Consider the following 18,388-nt stretch of genomic DNA (forward strand, 5'->3'; position numbering starts at 1 on the left):
AAATTAGTAAAACACCCTTCCTCCGTTAAGTCAGGAGGAAGGGTGTTTGAGCTAAATAATGAAGCCACTTTATCCAAACTGCGCCTGATGCAGTCGGCTATAGGAGCCTTCTCGTTCGAGAAGTTCATCATGGCTGCCTTGTTCTGCTACGCCACCGTTCTCTACGACAATAATGCGGTCCGCATGCCGAATGGTTGCCAATCGATGCGCAATAACGAGCGTTGTACGTCCCTGAGCCAGCTCGGACAGTGCCAGCTGAATGGCGGCTTCTGTTTCGGTATCCAGAGCCGAAGTCGCTTCGTCCAGAATGAGGATGGGCGGATTTTTCAGAATCATGCGCGCGATGGACAGGCGCTGTTTCTGTCCGCCGGACAATTTCACGCCGCGTTCACCAATCATGGTGTCGAGGCCTTCCGGCTGTGACCGTACCAGCTCTTCCAATTGTGCCCGGCGGATGGCTTCCCAGATTTCCTCATCCGATGCATTCAATTTGCCGTAGGCAATATTTTCACGAATGGTGCCGTCAAACAGGAATATGTCCTGCTGTACAATGCCGATATTGGAGCGCAGCGACTCCAGTGTCATATCCTTCACCGGAATGCCGTCAATAGTAATATGGCCAGCATCCACATCATAGAAGCGCGGGATCAGGCTGCACAGCGTCGATTTGCCCGCTCCGGAGGGTCCAACCAGTGCAACGGTCTGCCCGGCTTGAATCTCCAGGTTGACCTGGTCCAATGTAGGCTTATGTTCAGCATAGGAAAATCTAACATTATGGAAAGCGACATCTCCGCTTACGCTTGTGATGGGCTTGGCCTGCGGTGTATCTTCTACATCTGGCACAGCTTCGAGCAGTTCCAAGTACCGCTTGAAACCCGCAATGCCTTTCGGATAGGTTTCAATGACAGAGTTAATCTGTTTGATCGGACCCAGGAAAATATTCGACAGCATCACGAAGGCGATAAATTCCCCGTAGGTCATACTTCCTTGAATGACAAACCATGTTCCGCATACCAGCACAAACAGCGAGACGAATTTCATCAAAATAAAGCTAAGCGAGGAGTTCCACGCCATAATGCGGTAGGTGATCAATTTGGTGAGGCGGAAGCGTTCATTATTTTCAGTAAAACGACCGATTTCGTGATTTTCATTGGCAAAAGCCTGTACCACACGGATTCCGCTGACCGTGTTCTCGACCCGAGCATTGTAGTCTGCAATATCGGCAAACATGCGTTTGAAGGCACTGGACATCTTGCGGCTGAAATACAGGGACAGGTAGATCATCAGCGGCACGATGATAAAGGTCAGTACGGCGAGCTGCCAATTGATGCTGAGCATGATACCGAAGGCACCTGCCAGAGTCATCAGGGCGATGAATAGATCCTCCGGTCCATGGTGCGCGATCTCTCCAATATCCATCAGATCATTGGTCATACGTGATACAAGGTGGCCTGTCTTGTTATTGTCGAAAAAGCGGAAGGACTGCTTCTGTACACGCGTGAACAGTTCTCTCCGCATATCGGACTCAATGTTAATCCCCAGCTTATGTCCCCAATAGGTGACTGCAAAATGGAAAAAGGAACTGAGCAGATAGATGCCGAGCAATGCGGCACATGCAGTAAGAATCATGGACCAGTTGCCCCCAGGAAGTAGTTTGTCCACTACCTGGTTTACTGCCAGTGGAAACACGAGTTCCAGCAGGGCAGCTGCAATGGCACAAGAGAAATCCAGAATAAAAAGTCCCCTGTAGGGGCGGTAATAGGCCATGAAACGGCGAAGCATATGTATTTCTCCCTTCTATAACGCAAAAAGCCCAGGCAGCTTCAAGGCCTGTCCAAACACAGCGTTCAGTCGTGTTGGATTATTTTATAAATGCTATTTACTTGCGGTTCTGCTGCGTACGTTCCACGATCATATCAGTAAATTCCTCTGCCTGGCCCTGGATTGCGATCGGATCGAAATACCAGTAGCGATCCTCCTGTAGTTCGTACACCTGGTTGTTCTTCACAGCCGGCAGTTGTTTCGGTCGACCCGTTGGTAGTTTCCGCATCTGTACCAGTCTGTTCTGCAGCGCTGGAACCTGCACTACTGCTGCAGGCAGACAGAATCATAATGATGCCAGCATAAGCAGCAAGCCGGAAAAGCGTTTATTGATGGCAAACATCGCTATGTTCCTCCTGTGATAATCAATAATGATTATTATTCTCATTAATAACATAGAGGAAGATTTTACATTTGTAAATGGACAACTATGATCAATGTTCTATGGACAATGTTAGTTTGTGCATTATAGTCTGCAGCTGTTCAATAACCGATAGTGGATCAAATCCGTAAAACATGTCTGCTTCAATCTCGTAGACTTGTTCATAGCGAAGTCCATTTATTTCATTGAAAATGAATAAAGAGGTTGAAATCGCTATCAACACCGACTATAATAAAAATGTCGAAACGTTTCAATGTCTTGCCAAGAAGCATGTCCATACGATCTTTGTAAGGAACTTCCTGTTGAGGTTTACATTGAAAGGCTTGTTTCGATGCTAATGGATCCCAAGTTAAAGCTGGTCCGAATGAGCCGTTGGGCAAGAAGTCAAATGGAAGAATTTTTTTTGATATCACTTCGAAACGTTTCGATTGAATAGAAATGGCTATCATTCAATGATAAAGTATAGAATTTGGTGGTTGTCACAACCATTTACAGTATAAAATGTAGGTAACTTATAATTGGTCAAGTTAGAAGGAGCGAGCGTGGAATGGCAACGATTAAGGATGTGGCAAAGCTGGCAGGTGTGGCGCTCTCGACCGCTTCCTATGCATTAAACGGGGACAGCAAGGTTAGCGCCAAGACCAAGGCAAAAGTGCTGGAGGCAGCCCGGGAACTGAATTATCGCAAAAACGGCTTTGCCATGGACCTGAAACGGAGCCGTACGAATACGATTGCGTTAATTCTGACTGATCTTTCGGGTCCGTATTACTCGGAGTTGATTCGCAGTGTTCAGGATGTGGCGCTTGCGAATGGATATGATCTGATTGCATGCAGTTCGATGGGTGGTCGTGATTCAACGGCAGTCCGGTTTTTGCGGGAAAAGAGAGTGGATGGTGCTGTTGTACTCGCACACAACATCCATGATGACATTTTGGTGGAATCTGCGGGGCAGCGTTTTCCTATTATTGTAATGGATCGTCATTTGTCGGGTGACCATCTGGTCAATGTGCTGGTTGACGGTGAACAAGGTGGATACCTGGCTACGCGTCACCTGATCAATGAGGGACACCGGAAGATTGCCTACATTAGCGGTCCATCCAACTCGTATGATAATGCCCTGCGTTACCAGGGATACTTGAGAGCCATGCAGGAAGCGGGGCTTGAGGAGAAATCCAAATGGCGTCTAAGCGGCAATTTCGTTCGTGAAGGCGGGCACAGCGCAACCAAAATGATGATTATGCAGGGCGAGCTTCCAACCGCTGTATTTTACGGGAATGACGAAATGGCTATAGGTGGTTTGAAGGCACTGGAAGAGAGCGGCATATCCGTGCCAAATGATATTTCGGTTATCGGGTTTGATGACATTCAATTGTCTGAATTCGTTCGTCCTCCCCTCACTACCATAAGGCAGCCGAAGCACGAGGCCGGATCACTTGCAGGACATCTGCTGTTCCAGATGCTGAATGGTGAAGCCGTGAATCCATCGTACACGTTGACGATTGATATGGTGGAACGCGAGTCTGTACGCTCTGTGCAGGCAGAGTCGGGTACCCAGCCTGCATAAGAAGCAGCATTTGGATGGGAATGGTCCCTAGTATGCCGGGAGCATAAGGGACCGTATCTCAACTAAATAATCTAATGATCCTTACGTAAATCTCGTTGAACAGGAGATGAAGCAATGGCTTTGATCCAATGCCAGTTGTTCGCCGAAAGTCTTGGCGTGTCTACAGACATTACACTTATACTGCCTGAGCATTCACCGCTTCGCGCAAGCCGGGATGGAAAACTGCCTGTCCTGTATCTGCTGCATGGACGCGGTGCAGACCACTCCGAATGGACACGGCATTCATCCATCGAACGTTTGGCCGAGGCCCGGGGGATTGCGGTTGTGATGCCATCCGCAGGGCGAAGCTACTATATGGATATGCAGCAGGGCGGGTCTTATTTTACATATATAAGTGAGGAACTGCCTGCATTCGTGAAGTCGCTCTTTCCCATTTCGGACCGCCGTGAAGATACATTTGTAACAGGCGTTTCCATGGGCGGGTATGGTGCATTCAAGCTGGGTCTGCGTTTTCCGGAACGATATGCTGCGGCAGCCAGCCTCTCGGGCGGGCTTGATCTGGCAAGCAGGGTACGTGGCGAGGGAAACTTCACCCCTGCAGAAATGCAGAGCATCTTCGGGAGTCCGGAGCGAATTGAAGGCAGTGATGACGATCTGCTGGCTGTTAGCCGCAGACTGGCTGCGTCAGGGACGGCGTTCCCACAATTGTATCAATGCTGCGGGACAGAAGATTTTCTGTACGAAGCCAACCAGACATTTCGGCATACGATGAAGGAACTGGATGTACAGGTGACGTATGAGGAAGAGCCAGGTGGCCATGAGTGGAGTTATTGGGATATGAAGATCAAGCGTGTTCTGGAATGGTTGCCTGTTCAGGTATAGCCAGCGTGAAAATAAAACCAGGGGTTCGTAACCGGATTGGCCTTGAACAGGTCGGTTTGCAGAAGAACCCTATTCTTTTTCGGTCGATTCGAAACGTTTCGATTTTTACTAAATGAAGGAGTGAATGACATGACAACGATGATCAATGAACCGATCCGGCTGACTGCCGGGGAATTGACGTTTACCTTTTTGAACAGTGGGGACCTGTACCAGGCAACATCCGGTACAACCATGCTGAACCAGCTGCTAAGCAACCAGATCGATGGAGCTCTGAACAATCTGTATCTGCGAGTACACGAGGGCGAGAACATTAGCTCTTTCCCGCTGCTGGGTGCACGTTCGAACAGTAAGGTGATTACAAGCAAGACTCAGCCAGACCATCAACTGATCTGGGAAGGCAGCATCCCATTGGAAGGCCAGGAACAAGGCATCGGTTATCAGGTCGTGTTCACTGCAGCATCGCAAGGCGTTTGGTTCTGGGATGTGAAACTGAAAGGGCAGCATAACGGAGTGGATATCGTCTACGGACAGGATGTTGGACTGGCTGATCCGGGTGCGGTACGCAGCAACGAGGCCTATCTGTCACAGTATATTGACCATACTGTCTTTGAGGATGGAGCGAAGGGATACGTTGTGTGTTCCCGTCAAAACCAGCCACAGGGAGGCGCATTCCCATATATGCAGCAGGGTTCTTTGACCAAGGCAGTCGGTTATTCCACAGACGGCTTCCAGTTCTTCGGTCTGTCCTACAAGGAAACCAACGAACCGGAAAGTCTCAGCCGTAAAACTTTGGCTAATGAGACTTATCAATATGAGTTCGCTTATACAGCGCTGCAATCCGAGCTGTTGAACCTGAACGGGGATGCTGAGGTTGTCTTCTATGGACTGGCGAAGTCCAATCATCCTGAAGGTATCTCTGCTCTGGAGTATGCAGATGAAGTGTCTGCGGCATGGGACGCTGTACAGAAACTCGAAGTTCAGCACGGTGAAACACTTGAGCAAGTGAAGCTGTCTTCCAGCCTGGGCGAGCCGCTTGTGGCACTGGACATGACGGAAGAGGAAATCAAGGAACTGTTCCCTGATCGTCATCAAGAAGAGCGTAATGAGGATTCACTCCTGTCCTTCTTCACAGGCAGCTACGAACATATCGTTCTAAAAGCCAAGGAACTGCTGGTGGAGCGTCCTCACGGTCATATCCTGATGAACGGTGGCAACGTGAAGCTTGGAGCACAGGTCATTACAACAACGTCTTATATGTACGGTATCTTCAACTCGCAGCTGGTTATCGGCAACACGAATTTTAACAAAATGATCAGTAACGCCCGCAATGCACTGAACGTGCCGAAGACTGCCGGACAACGCATTTACGTAGAGATGGATGGGCAATATCGTCTGCTCACCATGCCGTCATTGTTCGAAATTGGCTTCAACTATGTACGCTGGATGTACAAAACCGAATCCGATACACTCATCGTGACGAACTATACTGGGGCGCATACAACCGAAGTAAGCATGAACGTGCGTTCTACAAGCGGTAAGGCCTATCGCTATCTGGTAACCAACCAGATCACAATGAATGTGAACGAATACGAATATCCACTGCACATGACGCAGGATGGCAATACATTGGTCTTCAAAGCGGACCCAAAAGCAATCAGTGCCGGCACATATCCTGACTTGCAATATCGCATGTCTGTAGAGGGTGCTTCAATGAACGCAGGTGACGAGACGCTGCTGGCAAGCGGTATCCGCAGTGGATCGGCTTCGCTGGTTACACTTAGCCTGGAAGAGAGTGCAGAGTGGACGCTTAAAGTGCAGGGTGTGCTGGAAGGCCAAGCTGATGAAGCGGGATCGACTCTTACATTTGAAGAGGAAGTACAGGCTTATCGCGAATTCTTCGCGGGTGTAATGAATGGCTTCCGTTTGTCCCGCGGGGAAGGTCAGCGTGCTGAGGATCTGTTCAAAGTGAATGCCTTGGCCTGGTGGTACACACACAACATGCTGGTTCACTATTCCGTTCCTCACGGTCTGGAGCAATACGGCGGCGCAGCATGGGGTACACGGGACGTATGTCAGGGTCCGGTTGAATACTTCATGGCTACTCAAAAATACGAGCAGGTACGCGATATCATCAAAATGGTCTACACGCACCAATACGAGGATGACGGCAATTGGCCGCAATGGTTTATGTTTGATAAATACTTTGCCATTCAGCAGGAAGAAAGTCATGGCGATATCATCGTCTGGCCGCTGAAAGTGCTGGCAGACTATCTGACGGCGACGCGTGACTATGCGATTCTGGATGAAAAAGTGCCTTACACCGTCAAACACAGCTTCGGATTCACGGAAGACACAGCAACGGTACTGGATCATGCGAAGAAAGAGATCGAATACATTCGTTCCCACTTCCTGCACGATACGTTCCTGTCTTCCTATGGCGATGGGGACTGGGACGATACCCTGCAACCAGCCAATGCACAGCTCAAGCAGTTTATGGTGAGCAGCTGGACGGTAGCACTGACGTATCAATCCGTCAACGTGCTGTCACAGGCTTTGAAATACAAGGATGCTTCCTTCGCAGAGGAGCTTGAAGCTCTGGCTCAGGGTATCCGTGAGGACTTCAACCGTTACATGCTGGGAACCGATGTTATTCCGGGCTTTGTGTACATGGAGGACGCGGATCAGGCGAAGCTGATGCTGCATCCGACCGATACAGAGACAGGTATTCAGTATCGTCTGCTGCCTATGACACGCAGCATGATCGGTGAATTGCTTACGGCAGAACAAGCTGAATCGCATTATGCACTGATTCGCGAGCATTTCCTGTGTCCGGATGGCGTGCGCTTGATGAATCGTCCGGCTCAGTATGCCGGCGGTGTAAGCAGCCACTTCAAGCGGGCAGAACAGGCATCCAACTTCGGACGCGAGATCGGGTTGCAGTACGTACACGCCCACATTCGTTATGTGGAAGCGATGGCCAAGCTCGGTAAGACCGACCAGGTATGGAATGGACTCGCGATGATCAATCCGGTTGGAATCGGTGAGGTTGTGCCTAACGCAGAGATCCGTCAAGCCAATGCGTACTTCAGCAGTTCTGATGGCAAATTCAATACACGTTATGACGCACAGGAGCATTTTGATCAATTGCGCAAAGGTACCGTGCAAGTGAAGGGTGGATGGAGAATCTACTCCAGCGGCCCGGGGATCTACATGAACCAGCTGATCTCGAATGCACTTGGTATCCGTCAGGAAGGCGGAGATTTGGTCATTGACCCTGTCCTGCCAGCTGAGCTGGACGGCATGCAATTCGAGTTTGAATATGCAGGTGAACCGGTAACGTTTATCTATCACCTGAACGAAGGATCGGTTAACCGCGTAACCGTAAACGGCAAGGAGATCCGCACAGAAGTTATGGCGAACCGTTACCGTAAGGGCGGAGTCTGCATCTCACTGGATGAGTTCAGACAGCTGCGTACTTCGGATCGTACCATCGTTGATATTTATATGTAACTCACTTCTTATAGCTTGATGCTTGAGTGTAATGAAAGGCCATCCTCCTTAACAGGCAGGATGGCCTTTTTTTCATGAAACGTGCGAGACAATGGTCCACGGCCTATGTCAGATGGGGAGCGCGCGCTGACTTATCACCTTTATCAACGCAGCGGAACTGCCAGCATCGTCTGCAGCAGCTCATTGTGACGAACGGTTTTCGTAACATAGCCATGCGTCTCAAGCCACCCGGTTAATTCATCCAGCAGGGGGAAATGGCGTTCTCTTATGGCAAGCAGCTGCTCACCGTTTCCATCTGCCTCAGCTTGTCTTATATAAGCCTCGCGGTGAAGTGCATTCGTAAACATGAGATCGGTTAGACAGATTCGTCCCCGCGGGGTTAATACCCGCTGCATCTCCTGCAGTGCCAGCTGCTGCTGGTCCGGACTCAGATGATGGAAGGCGAAGCTGGATACAAGAAAATCAAAGGTCTGGTCGGCAAAAGGCAGTGCCAGGAAGTTCCCCAGCTTCACTTGCATCCCGGGATACTTGGTACGGCATGTGCGCAGCATTTCTCTGGACTGGTCAATCCCTGTCATGATGGCATGGCGTTCCAATAATTTGCCTGCCAGATTACCGGTGCCTGTTCCGATATCAAGTCCGTGTTCACCGGGAACAGGGGAGATCCAATTCGCAGTCTGTTCCAGCGCTTCGTCATAGTTGTGATATAGATAAAAAGAAGACGACGGGGCCTTCTTGGTATCCTGGTGTTCTCCGGCGTTCCTGGATTCGTTATAAGGCATGCTATCGGCTTCCTCCAGGAAAGATGGGGAAGATGCAGGGATGCTGCCGCTTTTCGCGTGAACACGCTCATCATGGATAGCAGCCTGAGTATCATAGTTCCAACGATCATGCCAGTTCTGGCGTGCTTCCCGCAGGCGGCGGGAACTGTCTGCCAGCTCATGGAGATGGCTAACATCCAGCGGCCCGTCCTGACGATTGAGATCAATCATGCGCTGGGTCGTATCCAGCATGCGTTTCAGTTCAACCCACTGGGCATACATGACGGCCTGCTGCAGCTCCAGATATTCCTCCAGCCGCTGCTGGTTGCCTTGATCAATCTCACCGAGCGCGTGAGTAATATCCTGAAGTGACATGCCGATCTCCCGCAGAGCGGCAATCGTCTGTAGCCGCCAAATGTCATTTTCCGTATAGCTCCGGTATCCATTGCTGGCCTGCTTCGCAGGGAGAATTAATCCTTTTTCCTCGTAAAAACGGATCGCTCTGGGGGATATGCCAAGCCTGCCTGCCGCCTCTTTGATATTCAAGGGCCGCACCTCCTTCATGATAATCAGTATAAACGATGACGTAACGTAAAGGTTAAGGGTACATCGCCATTTTAGTTCAGGCTTAGGGCTGTGCTACAATATAATCAAATGAAAAAAATGCGCTAGTGGCATCTATCAGCTATAATCCAAGGGCCATGCAACGCGCTGAAATAATGTAATTACCTGTATGAAAGGTTGAAATGCGATGCTTACCCGTCAAACGTATAAAATTCGGCCATCCGAGATGAAGGATGCACCCCAACTAATGGAGATGGATGCTCTCGTGTGGGATATACATACCTCTCCAGCGCCATTCCATTGGAAGTCCAGACAGCAATTTCTGCAGCATTGTCCGCCCGGCAGCCAGCTGGTTGCCGTTCAGGGAGAACGGGTCTGCGGCTATGTGGGCTTTTATCCGGCTACAGGGATGCTTGTCAATCGTCATGTCTACGAGATTAATATTGCTGTCCATCCCAATGACCGGCGCAGTGGCGTGGCCACGTCCCTAATGCATGCGATGAAAGAATATGCTCGTGAACAGGGGATACATAAGCTGCGTCTTCGCGTGCTGTCGAGCAATCCGGGAGCGATAGCTTTTTATACCCAATGCGGATTTGAGACGGAGGGCCGACTGGTGTCGGAATTTTATATCGCCGGGAAGTACGTGGACGATATTCTCATGAGTTATTTTATCCGGACTGAACGGTAGTCGGGTGGCGAAGGAGGAACAATATAATGGATATGGGACTTCGGGGTAAAAAAGCGCTGGTGCTGGCATCCAGTCAGGGACTGGGCAAGGCGGTGGCAGCACAGCTGGCCGCAGAAGGCGCAGATGTGATGCTTGCGAGCAGGAACGAGGAGAAGCTCGCAGCCGTCAAGCAAGAACTGCTGGAACTGGACGGTGGAGGACGCGTTGAATACTGCGTAACGGATGTTACACGGAAGGAAGACATTAACGCATTAATCCATAAGACAGGGGAGCTGTTCGGGCAGATTGATATTCTGGTGAACAACTCCGGCGGTCCTCCTTCGGGAACATTTGAATCATTAACAGATGAGGATTGGGAACATGCATTTGAGTTGAATGTTATGAGCTATGTACGTATGATTCGGGGGGCCCTCCCTTATATGAAGACCAACGGCGGACATATTGTGAATATTGCTTCAACTTCGGTGAAACAGCCAATTCCGGGGCTGATTCTGTCCAACACGTTCCGTACGGGTGTCTTTGGTCTGGCGAAGACGTTGTCACAGGAGCTTGCCCCTTATGGCATTCTGATCAATACGGTGGCACCCGGACGAATCGGAACAGATCGGATACGTGAACTCGACACAGCCCGCGCAGAACAGAACGGAATTAGTGAAGAAGAGGTAGCCGAACAGTTCCGCAAGGAAATCCCTCTGGGAAGATACGGTCAGCCCGAAGAGTTCGCCAAAGCCGTTGTGTTCCTTTTATCCGGGGCCAATACCTACATTACTGGTACTTCGCTAGTGGTGGATGGCGGTATGGTACGAGCTCTCTAGGATGGAAAGGTAATTTGTCTGAAGAGTTCCGGTTATATATAGGAACGATGTAAAACCCTCTGTCACACCATGGGTGAAGACGGAGGGTTTTTGATCGAAAACATGCAAAAACATACAAACGAGCTGGCACGATCCATCAGGCCGGATCAGTGCTGTTCGTGCTGGTGGATTCGTCTGAGCTGCCTGAATCGGATTCAGTTCCTGATGCCTCGCCACGCTTGCCTCTGGAACCTTGTCGTGTTTCCGGCAGTACACCGTTCACCAAGTCCGTCACCCGTTCGTTCAGGCCGGCTATCCGTTTGTCATACTGGGTCTGTGTAATGTCCCCGTCAGACAGATGCTGCTGCAGCTCGCTCTTCCCGGCAGCGACTAGCTTGTCGATTACAGTCTGCACGTCCACATGATTGCTGGCAGCGATCTCGGCAATAGTGATGCCTGCCTTGCGGGCTTCCTTCAGTTCGTCTGCTGTTACGCCGAGGGCGGAGACCAGTTCATCGGTGTATCGGCCATGCCCGGCTCCCTTGTTGGCATTTATGGATTTTGATGATTTCGATATATGTGAATTCGTTGCGGAGCTGGCATTTTTCTTCTGAGCGGAAGTGCCTGCAGCTGGATCGGCACTCGCGATGCTGTTTGCAAACCATCCTCCGCCAAGTGCGATTGTCAAAGCCATCGTGCTGGTAATCATCATAGTTCTTGATGTTCTGCTTCTCTTCATCAGCGATCATCCTCTTTCTCTGTATAGTTGTGTAGGGTATGGGCCAAGAACCCACAACCTTATCTTAGGCATCCAGGATGAAGAGAGGATGAAAATGACCTTAAGCGGCAGTAAAAGTTGAATTTGTCGGCCCAATCCAAAATGCCCCTTACCTGCATGAAGGCAGCTTCGTGCAGGTAAGGGGCATTCCATGTTGTATCCATATGTATGCGGGTTAGCGTAAAAGCTCCCATTCATGCTGCAGCATGCCGTACACGGCATGATTGACGTATCCCTTAGGCAGTTTCTCTGCCTGACGAATAACACCTTCCAGGACAAATCCAAGACGCTCAGGGATGGCACGACTGCGCTTGTTGTTCGTAGCAGAACGAATCTCGACCCGGTTCAGGTCCAGGGTGACCAGAGCATAATCGACCAGAACACGACAAGCGCTGGTCATGAGTCCCTGTCCTTCAAAGCCCTTGCCAAGCCAGTATCCAATGCTTACCGAACGATTGGTCCAGTTAATCTCGTGGAATCCGATAATGCCAGCGAGCTCGCCCTTCAGCCATACACCTGCGGTGAAGCCTCCGTTCTCGGCAGCCTGCTTCAGCGCGTTATTAATGAAACTTGAGGTATGTTCAATTTCGGTGACATGGTCCACCCATGGAAGCCAGTGTCTCAATTGATCGCGGGAACGATCTGTAAGTTCAAACAGTGGCTTCGTGTGCTCTATAGAGAGTGGACGGAGTTCGGTATATTCATCCAATGAATAGGTAAACATGAGTGCAACCTTCTTTCTTTATAAGTAATGGTTTAGCGGGAAGCAGAGGGCAGTTTGCGCTCCAAAGCAAACAGATCCTCTTCCATGGAGGCCATGCGTTGATTCACGGTGGTGCGAGCATCACTGAGAGCCTGATTATATATGTAGGGAGCGAGCTTCGTCATAAACAGATCGAGCACCCCCCATGCGGCCAGATCGCCAAGTTCTTCGCCGCGTTCCTCTTGGAAATACGACTGGATCGTGCGAATGGCTTCATCCTGCTGTTCTTTGGTCAGTTTCAGCGTGTTCAAGTGGGAATCCCTCCCTATATTTTGTTTTTACTATCATGCTACATGATTCGTGCGAACCCGTCAAAATGGTTTTTGGCCTATCTTGCATACAGGCAATCCGGACTTTGGTGCCGTTCTTTATTGAACTCGTCTCTCGTTAAAGGTATATTTAGATGAAACACTTTGTAATTTCTGAAAGCTCCAATCAATTCATGAAAGGTTTGATACCTGTGGACAATCGTACAACCCCTCCTAACTTTATCAAAAATATTATTACCGAAGATCTCCGGTCAGGAAAAGTCCAGGAAGTCATTACCCGTTTTCCTCCGGAACCGAACGGTTATCTGCATATTGGCCATGCCAAGGCCATCTGGATCAACTTCACGCTGGGCGCTGAATTCGGCGGCAAGACGAACCTGCGTTTTGACGACACGAATCCGGTGAAGGAAGATGTGGAATACGTACAATCCATCCAGGAGGATGTCAAATGGCTCGGCTTTGAGTGGAACGAGAAGCGTTTTGCCTCGGACTACTTTGACGAGATGTACAACCGTGCTGTCCTGCTGATCCAAAAAGGAAAGGCCTACGTCGACGACCAAAGCGCCGATGAAATTCGGGAAATGCGCGGCACACTGACCGAACCGGGCAAGAACAGCCCGTATCGTGATCGTACCGTTGAAGAGAACCTGGATCTGTTCGCACGGATGCGCGCAGGCGAGTTCCAAAATGGAGAAAAAGTGCTGCGTGCGAAGATCGATATGGCTTCACCTAATATTAACTTGCGTGATCCGGTCATCTACCGTATCGCTCATGCACACCATCACAACACTGGGGACAAATGGTGTATCTATCCGATGTATGCCTTCGCTCATCCGCTGGAAGATGCCATTGAAGGTGTGACACATTCCCTCTGTTCCCTGGAATTTGAGGATCAACGGCCATTCTATGATTGGGTTATCGCTGAATGTGAGATGGAGAGCCAGCCGCATCAGTATGAATTCGGTCGCCTGAATCTGTCCCAGATGGTAACGAGCAAACGGAAACTGAAGCTGCTTGTGGACGAAGGACATGTGGATGGATGGGACGATCCGCGCATGCCAACGATTTCGGGTCTCCGTCGCCGGGGTTACACGCCGGAAGCGATTCGTGATTTTGTATTCGAGACAGGCATTTCGAAAAGTCAGGGCGTAATTGACCTGCAAACGCTGGAGCACTTTGTCCGTGAGGATCTGAAGCTGAAAGCTCCGCGTACCATGGCGGTTCTGCACCCGCTGAAAGTGGTCATCACCAACTACCCTGAAGGGGAAGTGGAGTGGCTGGAAGCAGAGAACAATGTGGAAAATCCGAAGATGGGTAATCGTAAAATTCCGTTCTCCCGCGAGATTTACATTGAGCAAGACGACTTCATGGAAAATCCGCCGAACAAGTACTTCCGTCTATTCCCTGGTAATGAGGTTCGACTGAAACATGCGTACTTCATCAAATGCAACGATGTGATCAAGGATGCTGAAGGCAATGTGACCGAGATTCATTGTACCTATGATGTGGAGACGAAGAGCGGCAGTGGATTCACAGGCCGTAAAGTCAAAGGAACTATCCACTGGGTGGAAGCAAGCCAGGCTGTTCCGGCTGAATTCCGTCTGTACGAGCCATTGATCTTGGCAGAAGCACCGGATGCTGATGTAGAAGCAGAAGTAGCTGGGGCTGAGATCGTGGAAGAGCAACCGGAAAAAACATTCCTGGATCAATTGAATCCGAATTCCCTTGAGATCGTTCACGGGTATGTGGAGCAAGAGATGCAGGAAGCGAAAGCACAGGATAAATTCCAGTTCTTCCGCCATGGATATTTCAGTGTGGATCCGAAGCATTCGGAGCCAGGCCGCCCTGTATTTAACCGGGTCGTATCGCTGAAAAGCTCGTTCCAACTGCCGAAGGCATAAGATACATGAAATAAATAAAAGGGCGTCTCCGCGCAATAGCTGCGTGGAGACGCCCTTTGTCTTACTTCCCTTTATCCATTATCCGTCCTCATCGATGCTTCCCATTTCAGTCAGCACAATAGGCTGGTAGCCATTTCTGCGATTGATCAACCACATAACTCCGAAACCGGCTGCACCGATGAGTGAGAAAAAGACGCCAATATTATACATGACCTCGGCACCGAAGCTCTGGAATAACCAGCCGCCGAACAAGCCGGCAATGACACCGGATATGCCGCCCCAGGCCATCGTATACACAGCTTGGCCAGAGGAACGATAAGGTCTCGGAATAAACAGCATGGTCAGCTGGGTTCCAACATAGAAGTATCCGCCAAACGTAATGGAATGCATCAGCTGGATAAATACAATCTCCAGGGGATTAACGGCCTCGGCCATCAGCTGCCAACGAACGGCGAATAACAGGCTGACGAGTACGAGACTTGCAAGCAGCATGCTCATTTTTCGTTTCAGGAAGCGATCCAGCAGCAGGAAGACACCTACCTCAAGAATGGATGAGGTGAAGATGGCCCACCCGACCATCTGTTTGTTGCCGCCCATCTCTGTTATATAGAGGGACATAAATGTACTATTCATCGCATTGGGAACCGACACCAGCACACCGAGTCCGATAAACGTCATGAAATACGGATTGAACATCACCCTGCCGAAACGACGGAAGGTGACCACGGGGGTATCCGAAGCAATAGGCTGTCTTGGCAGAAACATGGCAAATGCAAATGCGATGGCAATCATGCAGGCAAAGACAATCGATACACTGCCGACGCCCAATCGATCGATAAGTGGTCCCGCAGCTGCTGCAGTCAGAGCCCAGCCAAGGGAGCCCCACAGCCGAAATGTACCGAATTTCTGCGTGGTCCCATCGATATACCCGAGAATAAGACTGTTGGTTTGGGCAAACAGCGGACTTTGGAAGAAATAAAAGAATATCATGGCTCCATAGATCCAGGCATAGGTCGGCGCATGAAAGACCGCTTGGGCCAGCACGAAGGTGCCCCCCATCATCATCATCAGGATAATGCGAATATTGCGGGATTTGTCACTCCAGAAGCCCCAGAACGGATTGGCAAATAAAGAGACAAAGGGGCCAATCGCCATCAGACTGCCGATTTCCAGCTTGGTCATGCCGATTTCCTGCAGATACAATTGGAGAAAGCCGGCGAAGATGGAGATGGCTCCGTATATGAAAAAGTTATATAGCTTCAGCGAAACCAAAGAGGGATTGCCTCTTCCGGGTGCATATCTATCCAAATAGAGCCATTCCTTTCAGAATCAATATTCTTCAATGTATCATTTGTTGAAAGGGGATTCAATGTATAGAATAAGTTTATTATATGAGAACCGGAAGGGATGATAACCGTGAACATGAAGGAATGGACCGGCATTATACTGGCAGGGGGCATGTCCAGCCGGATGGGTTCCAACAAGGCGCTGCTGCCCCTGCATGGTTCCATTGTCTTGGAACAGGTGGCTGCGGCGCTGGCACCTGCAGTATCCCGTGTCATCGTTGCTGCCGGACCCAACGGGGATGCTTATCAAGCGCTCGGTTATACATGTGTTGAGGATCGCTACCCTGGAAAGGGACCGCTGGCCGGGCTGCATGCCGCACTTGAAGCATCGGAGACCGAGTGGAATCTGGTCTGCGCCTGTGACCTGCCTTTGATCCAGCCTTCTTTTTTTACCGCCATGCAATGGCTTGCTGAATCGGACAGAAGGCCTCCGGCGTTGGTTCCGCGTCTGGAAGGACGGGTTCATCCACTGGTGGGCATGTATCACCGGGATGTCCTTCCCAGCCTCGAACAGTGCCTGACCGAAGACCGCTTGCGGGTCACCCGTTGGCTGGAGGAGATTGGGTCTCGGTATGTGGAAGCAGAGGATCTGGAAAGGGCAGGAATCCAGGATGCTGCGGCACAGTTAAGCAATATGAACACCATGCAGGAGTATCAGGATCTGGTGGACAAGCGTCCGCCGGGCATGTGAGCAGTAGGTATTACATCTAGACGAGAGCCCGCCTTTGACCACACAAGACCTGGTGAGACATCTTCGTGGTCCTGTGTGGTTATTGGTTATGACTCCAACAGGTTTCTGGCTGCTTTGGCTAACAGCTGCATCCCGCGCTCCATCTCTTCTTCCGAAGCATACGCATAGGACAGTCTGAGGTGGTCCGCATCCAGGCGGTCGTACAGAAAACCAGGGTGAATGAGCACCCCATCCTGGAGGCAGGCATGGAACAGCTGGCGGATCGAAAGCGGGCCGGCAGTGAACTTGAGCCAGATGTAAAAGCCTCCGGCTGGTTGGTTCCACTCTGCAATGCCGTTGAAGTAACGTTCCAGGAGATCCAGCATGAAATCTCTCCGGCGGCGAAGCTCTGGCCGCAGACGATCCATGTGCCGCGTGTGGTACCCTTCAGCAAACCACAGCTCGGCCGCTTCCTGCGCCAGTGAACTGGTACCATAGTCTGTCTGCATCTTGATGTCTGCCAGGCGGCGAATAACCGGCTCAGGTCCTACCAGCCAGCCCAGACGCAGACCAGGGCTGACAGCCTTGGACAGTGTGCCCATATGAAGCACGCGGCCATCCGTGTCCCTCGCTTTTAACGATAGCGGCGGGGGCATGTCCAGCCACAGGTCCGTGTAAGCTGCATCCTCCAGAATGGATATGCCTCCGGCACGGGCTGCAGACATCAACTCGTTTCGGCGAGCTTCACTCATGACGGAACCCGTCGGATTGTGAAAACTCGGTATGGTGTAGAGCAGCGGTAAGGGATGTCCCTGATGAGTGCCTCCCCCGATCATATTTTCCAGACGCGGTATGTGTAATCCATTTGCATCCATGGGAACGCCATGCATTTTTAATCCGGCGGATTGAAAGGCATGAATGGAATAGAGGTAGGAGGGTTTCTCCAGCAGGACAGCCGACCCGCGGGGAAGCAGGCCCACCGATATCAAATGCAGCGCCTGCAGCGAGCCCGAGACAATTAGAATGGCACTGGGAGACGCCTGAATGCCGCAAGTCAGCAAATAGTCAGACAAGGCCTCACGGAGCTCCAGGCTGCCTTGAGGCTGAAGGTAGTTTAACGTACGGGAACGATCCGAGAGGGAACGCAGGATGTCATTGAAGGCCTCCTCCGGCATTAGTTCAGGTGCAAGCTCTCCAGTACCGAGCCGAATGATGCCAGGCTGGAACTCGGCACGGTTAATAAGCTGTACTTCAGGAAGGTTTGGGTAATACCAGCCCTCCTCAATGGCTTCATTCCAGTTGGGCGGCGTCGTGTGGGCAAGTGCATGCCAGCCGGAACCGGAGACATAGGTTCCTCCGCCGCGTCTGCCTTCAATCATGCCGGCAGCGATCAGGTTGTCCAGCGCAGCGACCAGTGTACTGCGGTTGACGCCCATGGACTTAGCCAATACTCGCTGGGAAGGCAGGCGGTAGCCCGCGGTCCACTCTCCGGTCGTTATTTTTTCACGGATATATATTTCTATTTGACGGAACAGAGACAGGGGGATCGCAGGATCAGGTTTCCAGTCAATACCCTGTCTTGGATCGGAATGCTTCATGCCGAGCTTGCCTCCAGTGGGATAAGGTGATTCAGTCATTTATTTGTATACCGAATTTGTACACCAAAATGGTATACCGACAACTATATCATTT

Annotated in this window: 15 protein-coding genes; 7 read left to right on the forward strand and 8 right to left on the reverse strand. The window is 50.6% G+C overall.

Annotated features, from left to right (window positions below; translation table 11 throughout):
- Positions 1-69 precede the first annotated feature (69 nt).
- Both CHI14_RS21605 and CHI14_RS21610 read right to left on the reverse strand, forming a co-directional pair.
- Positions 70-1,782 carry an ABC transporter ATP-binding protein gene (locus CHI14_RS21605; protein ID WP_095291117.1) on the reverse strand — a complete coding sequence of 571 codons (1,713 nt, stop codon included), beginning with the start codon at positions 1,780-1,782 and terminating at the stop codon, positions 70-72.
- Positions 1,783-1,879: 97 nt separating this feature from the next.
- On the reverse strand, positions 1,880-2,050 hold the full coding sequence (locus CHI14_RS21610; RefSeq protein ID WP_212677015.1) for a hypothetical protein: 171 nt from the start codon (positions 2,048-2,050) through the stop codon (positions 1,880-1,882).
- Between the two features lie 700 nt (positions 2,051-2,750).
- Between CHI14_RS21610 and CHI14_RS21620 the strand changes: the two genes are divergently transcribed.
- From CHI14_RS21620 to CHI14_RS21630, 3 genes are all read left to right on the forward strand, one after another.
- Complete coding sequence (locus tag CHI14_RS21620) at positions 2,751-3,767, forward strand: LacI family DNA-binding transcriptional regulator (RefSeq protein ID WP_095291121.1); 1,017 nt, start codon at positions 2,751-2,753, stop codon at positions 3,765-3,767.
- Positions 3,768-3,881: 114 nt separating this feature from the next.
- Positions 3,882-4,649 carry an alpha/beta hydrolase gene (locus CHI14_RS21625; protein ID WP_095291122.1) on the forward strand — a complete coding sequence of 256 codons (768 nt, stop codon included), beginning with the start codon at positions 3,882-3,884 and terminating at the stop codon, positions 4,647-4,649.
- Positions 4,650-4,778: 129 nt separating this feature from the next.
- Positions 4,779-8,159 carry a GH36-type glycosyl hydrolase domain-containing protein gene (locus CHI14_RS21630; RefSeq protein WP_095291124.1) on the forward strand — a complete coding sequence of 1,127 codons (3,381 nt, stop codon included), beginning with the start codon at positions 4,779-4,781 and terminating at the stop codon, positions 8,157-8,159.
- A 143-nt stretch (positions 8,160-8,302) separates the two neighbouring features.
- On the opposite strand, the gene CHI14_RS21635 is transcribed toward CHI14_RS21630, so the two are convergent.
- On the reverse strand, positions 8,303-9,475 hold the full coding sequence (locus CHI14_RS21635; RefSeq protein WP_481856441.1) for a methyltransferase domain-containing protein: 1,173 nt from the start codon (positions 9,473-9,475) through the stop codon (positions 8,303-8,305).
- A 196-nt stretch (positions 9,476-9,671) separates the two neighbouring features.
- Here CHI14_RS21635 and CHI14_RS21640 point away from each other — a divergent pair, with 196 nt between their 5' ends.
- The gene (locus CHI14_RS21640) at positions 9,672-10,175 is read left to right on the forward strand and encodes a GNAT family N-acetyltransferase (protein ID WP_095291126.1); all 504 of its coding nucleotides are present in this window, start codon (positions 9,672-9,674) and stop codon (positions 10,173-10,175) included.
- Between the two features lie 26 nt (positions 10,176-10,201).
- Positions 10,202-10,990 carry an SDR family oxidoreductase gene (locus CHI14_RS21645; protein ID WP_095291127.1) on the forward strand — a complete coding sequence of 263 codons (789 nt, stop codon included), beginning with the start codon at positions 10,202-10,204 and terminating at the stop codon, positions 10,988-10,990.
- Positions 10,991-11,126: 136 nt separating this feature from the next.
- Here CHI14_RS21645 and CHI14_RS21650 read toward each other — a convergent pair whose 3' ends face one another.
- The 3 genes from CHI14_RS21650 to CHI14_RS21660 form a co-directional block, all read right to left on the reverse strand.
- A complete protein-coding gene (locus CHI14_RS21650; RefSeq protein WP_141236720.1) occupies positions 11,127-11,678 on the reverse strand; it encodes a hypothetical protein in 552 nt (183 codons plus the stop codon).
- Between the two features lie 244 nt (positions 11,679-11,922).
- Complete coding sequence (locus CHI14_RS21655) at positions 11,923-12,471, reverse strand: GNAT family N-acetyltransferase (RefSeq protein ID WP_095291130.1); 549 nt, start codon at positions 12,469-12,471, stop codon at positions 11,923-11,925.
- 32 nt (positions 12,472-12,503) lie between these two features.
- Positions 12,504-12,761, reverse strand: coding sequence for a DUF2164 domain-containing protein (locus CHI14_RS21660; RefSeq protein ID WP_095291132.1), 258 nt, complete (start codon positions 12,759-12,761; stop codon positions 12,504-12,506).
- 191 nt (positions 12,762-12,952) lie between these two features.
- Here CHI14_RS21660 and CHI14_RS21665 point away from each other — a divergent pair, with 191 nt between their 5' ends.
- On the forward strand, positions 12,953-14,680 hold the full coding sequence (locus tag CHI14_RS21665; protein ID WP_170948218.1) for a glutamine--tRNA ligase/YqeY domain fusion protein: 1,728 nt from the start codon (positions 12,953-12,955) through the stop codon (positions 14,678-14,680).
- 78 nt (positions 14,681-14,758) lie between these two features.
- Here CHI14_RS21665 and CHI14_RS21670 read toward each other — a convergent pair whose 3' ends face one another.
- Positions 14,759-15,988, reverse strand: coding sequence for an MFS transporter (locus tag CHI14_RS21670; protein WP_249281198.1), 1,230 nt, complete (start codon positions 15,986-15,988; stop codon positions 14,759-14,761).
- A 114-nt stretch (positions 15,989-16,102) separates the two neighbouring features.
- Here CHI14_RS21670 and mobA point away from each other — a divergent pair, with 114 nt between their 5' ends.
- Positions 16,103-16,717, forward strand: coding sequence for a molybdenum cofactor guanylyltransferase (gene mobA, locus CHI14_RS21675; protein ID WP_170948219.1), 615 nt, complete (start codon positions 16,103-16,105; stop codon positions 16,715-16,717).
- A gap of 86 nt (positions 16,718-16,803) precedes the next feature.
- On the opposite strand, the gene CHI14_RS21680 is transcribed toward mobA, so the two are convergent.
- Entirely contained in the window at positions 16,804-18,294 is a 1,491-nt protein-coding gene (locus CHI14_RS21680; protein WP_095291137.1) for an aminotransferase-like domain-containing protein, read from the reverse strand.
- Positions 18,295-18,388: the final 94 nt, after the last annotated feature.

It is taken from the genome of Paenibacillus sp. 7516, assembly GCF_002272715.1.
GTDB lineage: Bacteria > Bacillota > Bacilli > Paenibacillales > Paenibacillaceae > Paenibacillus > Paenibacillus illinoisensis_A.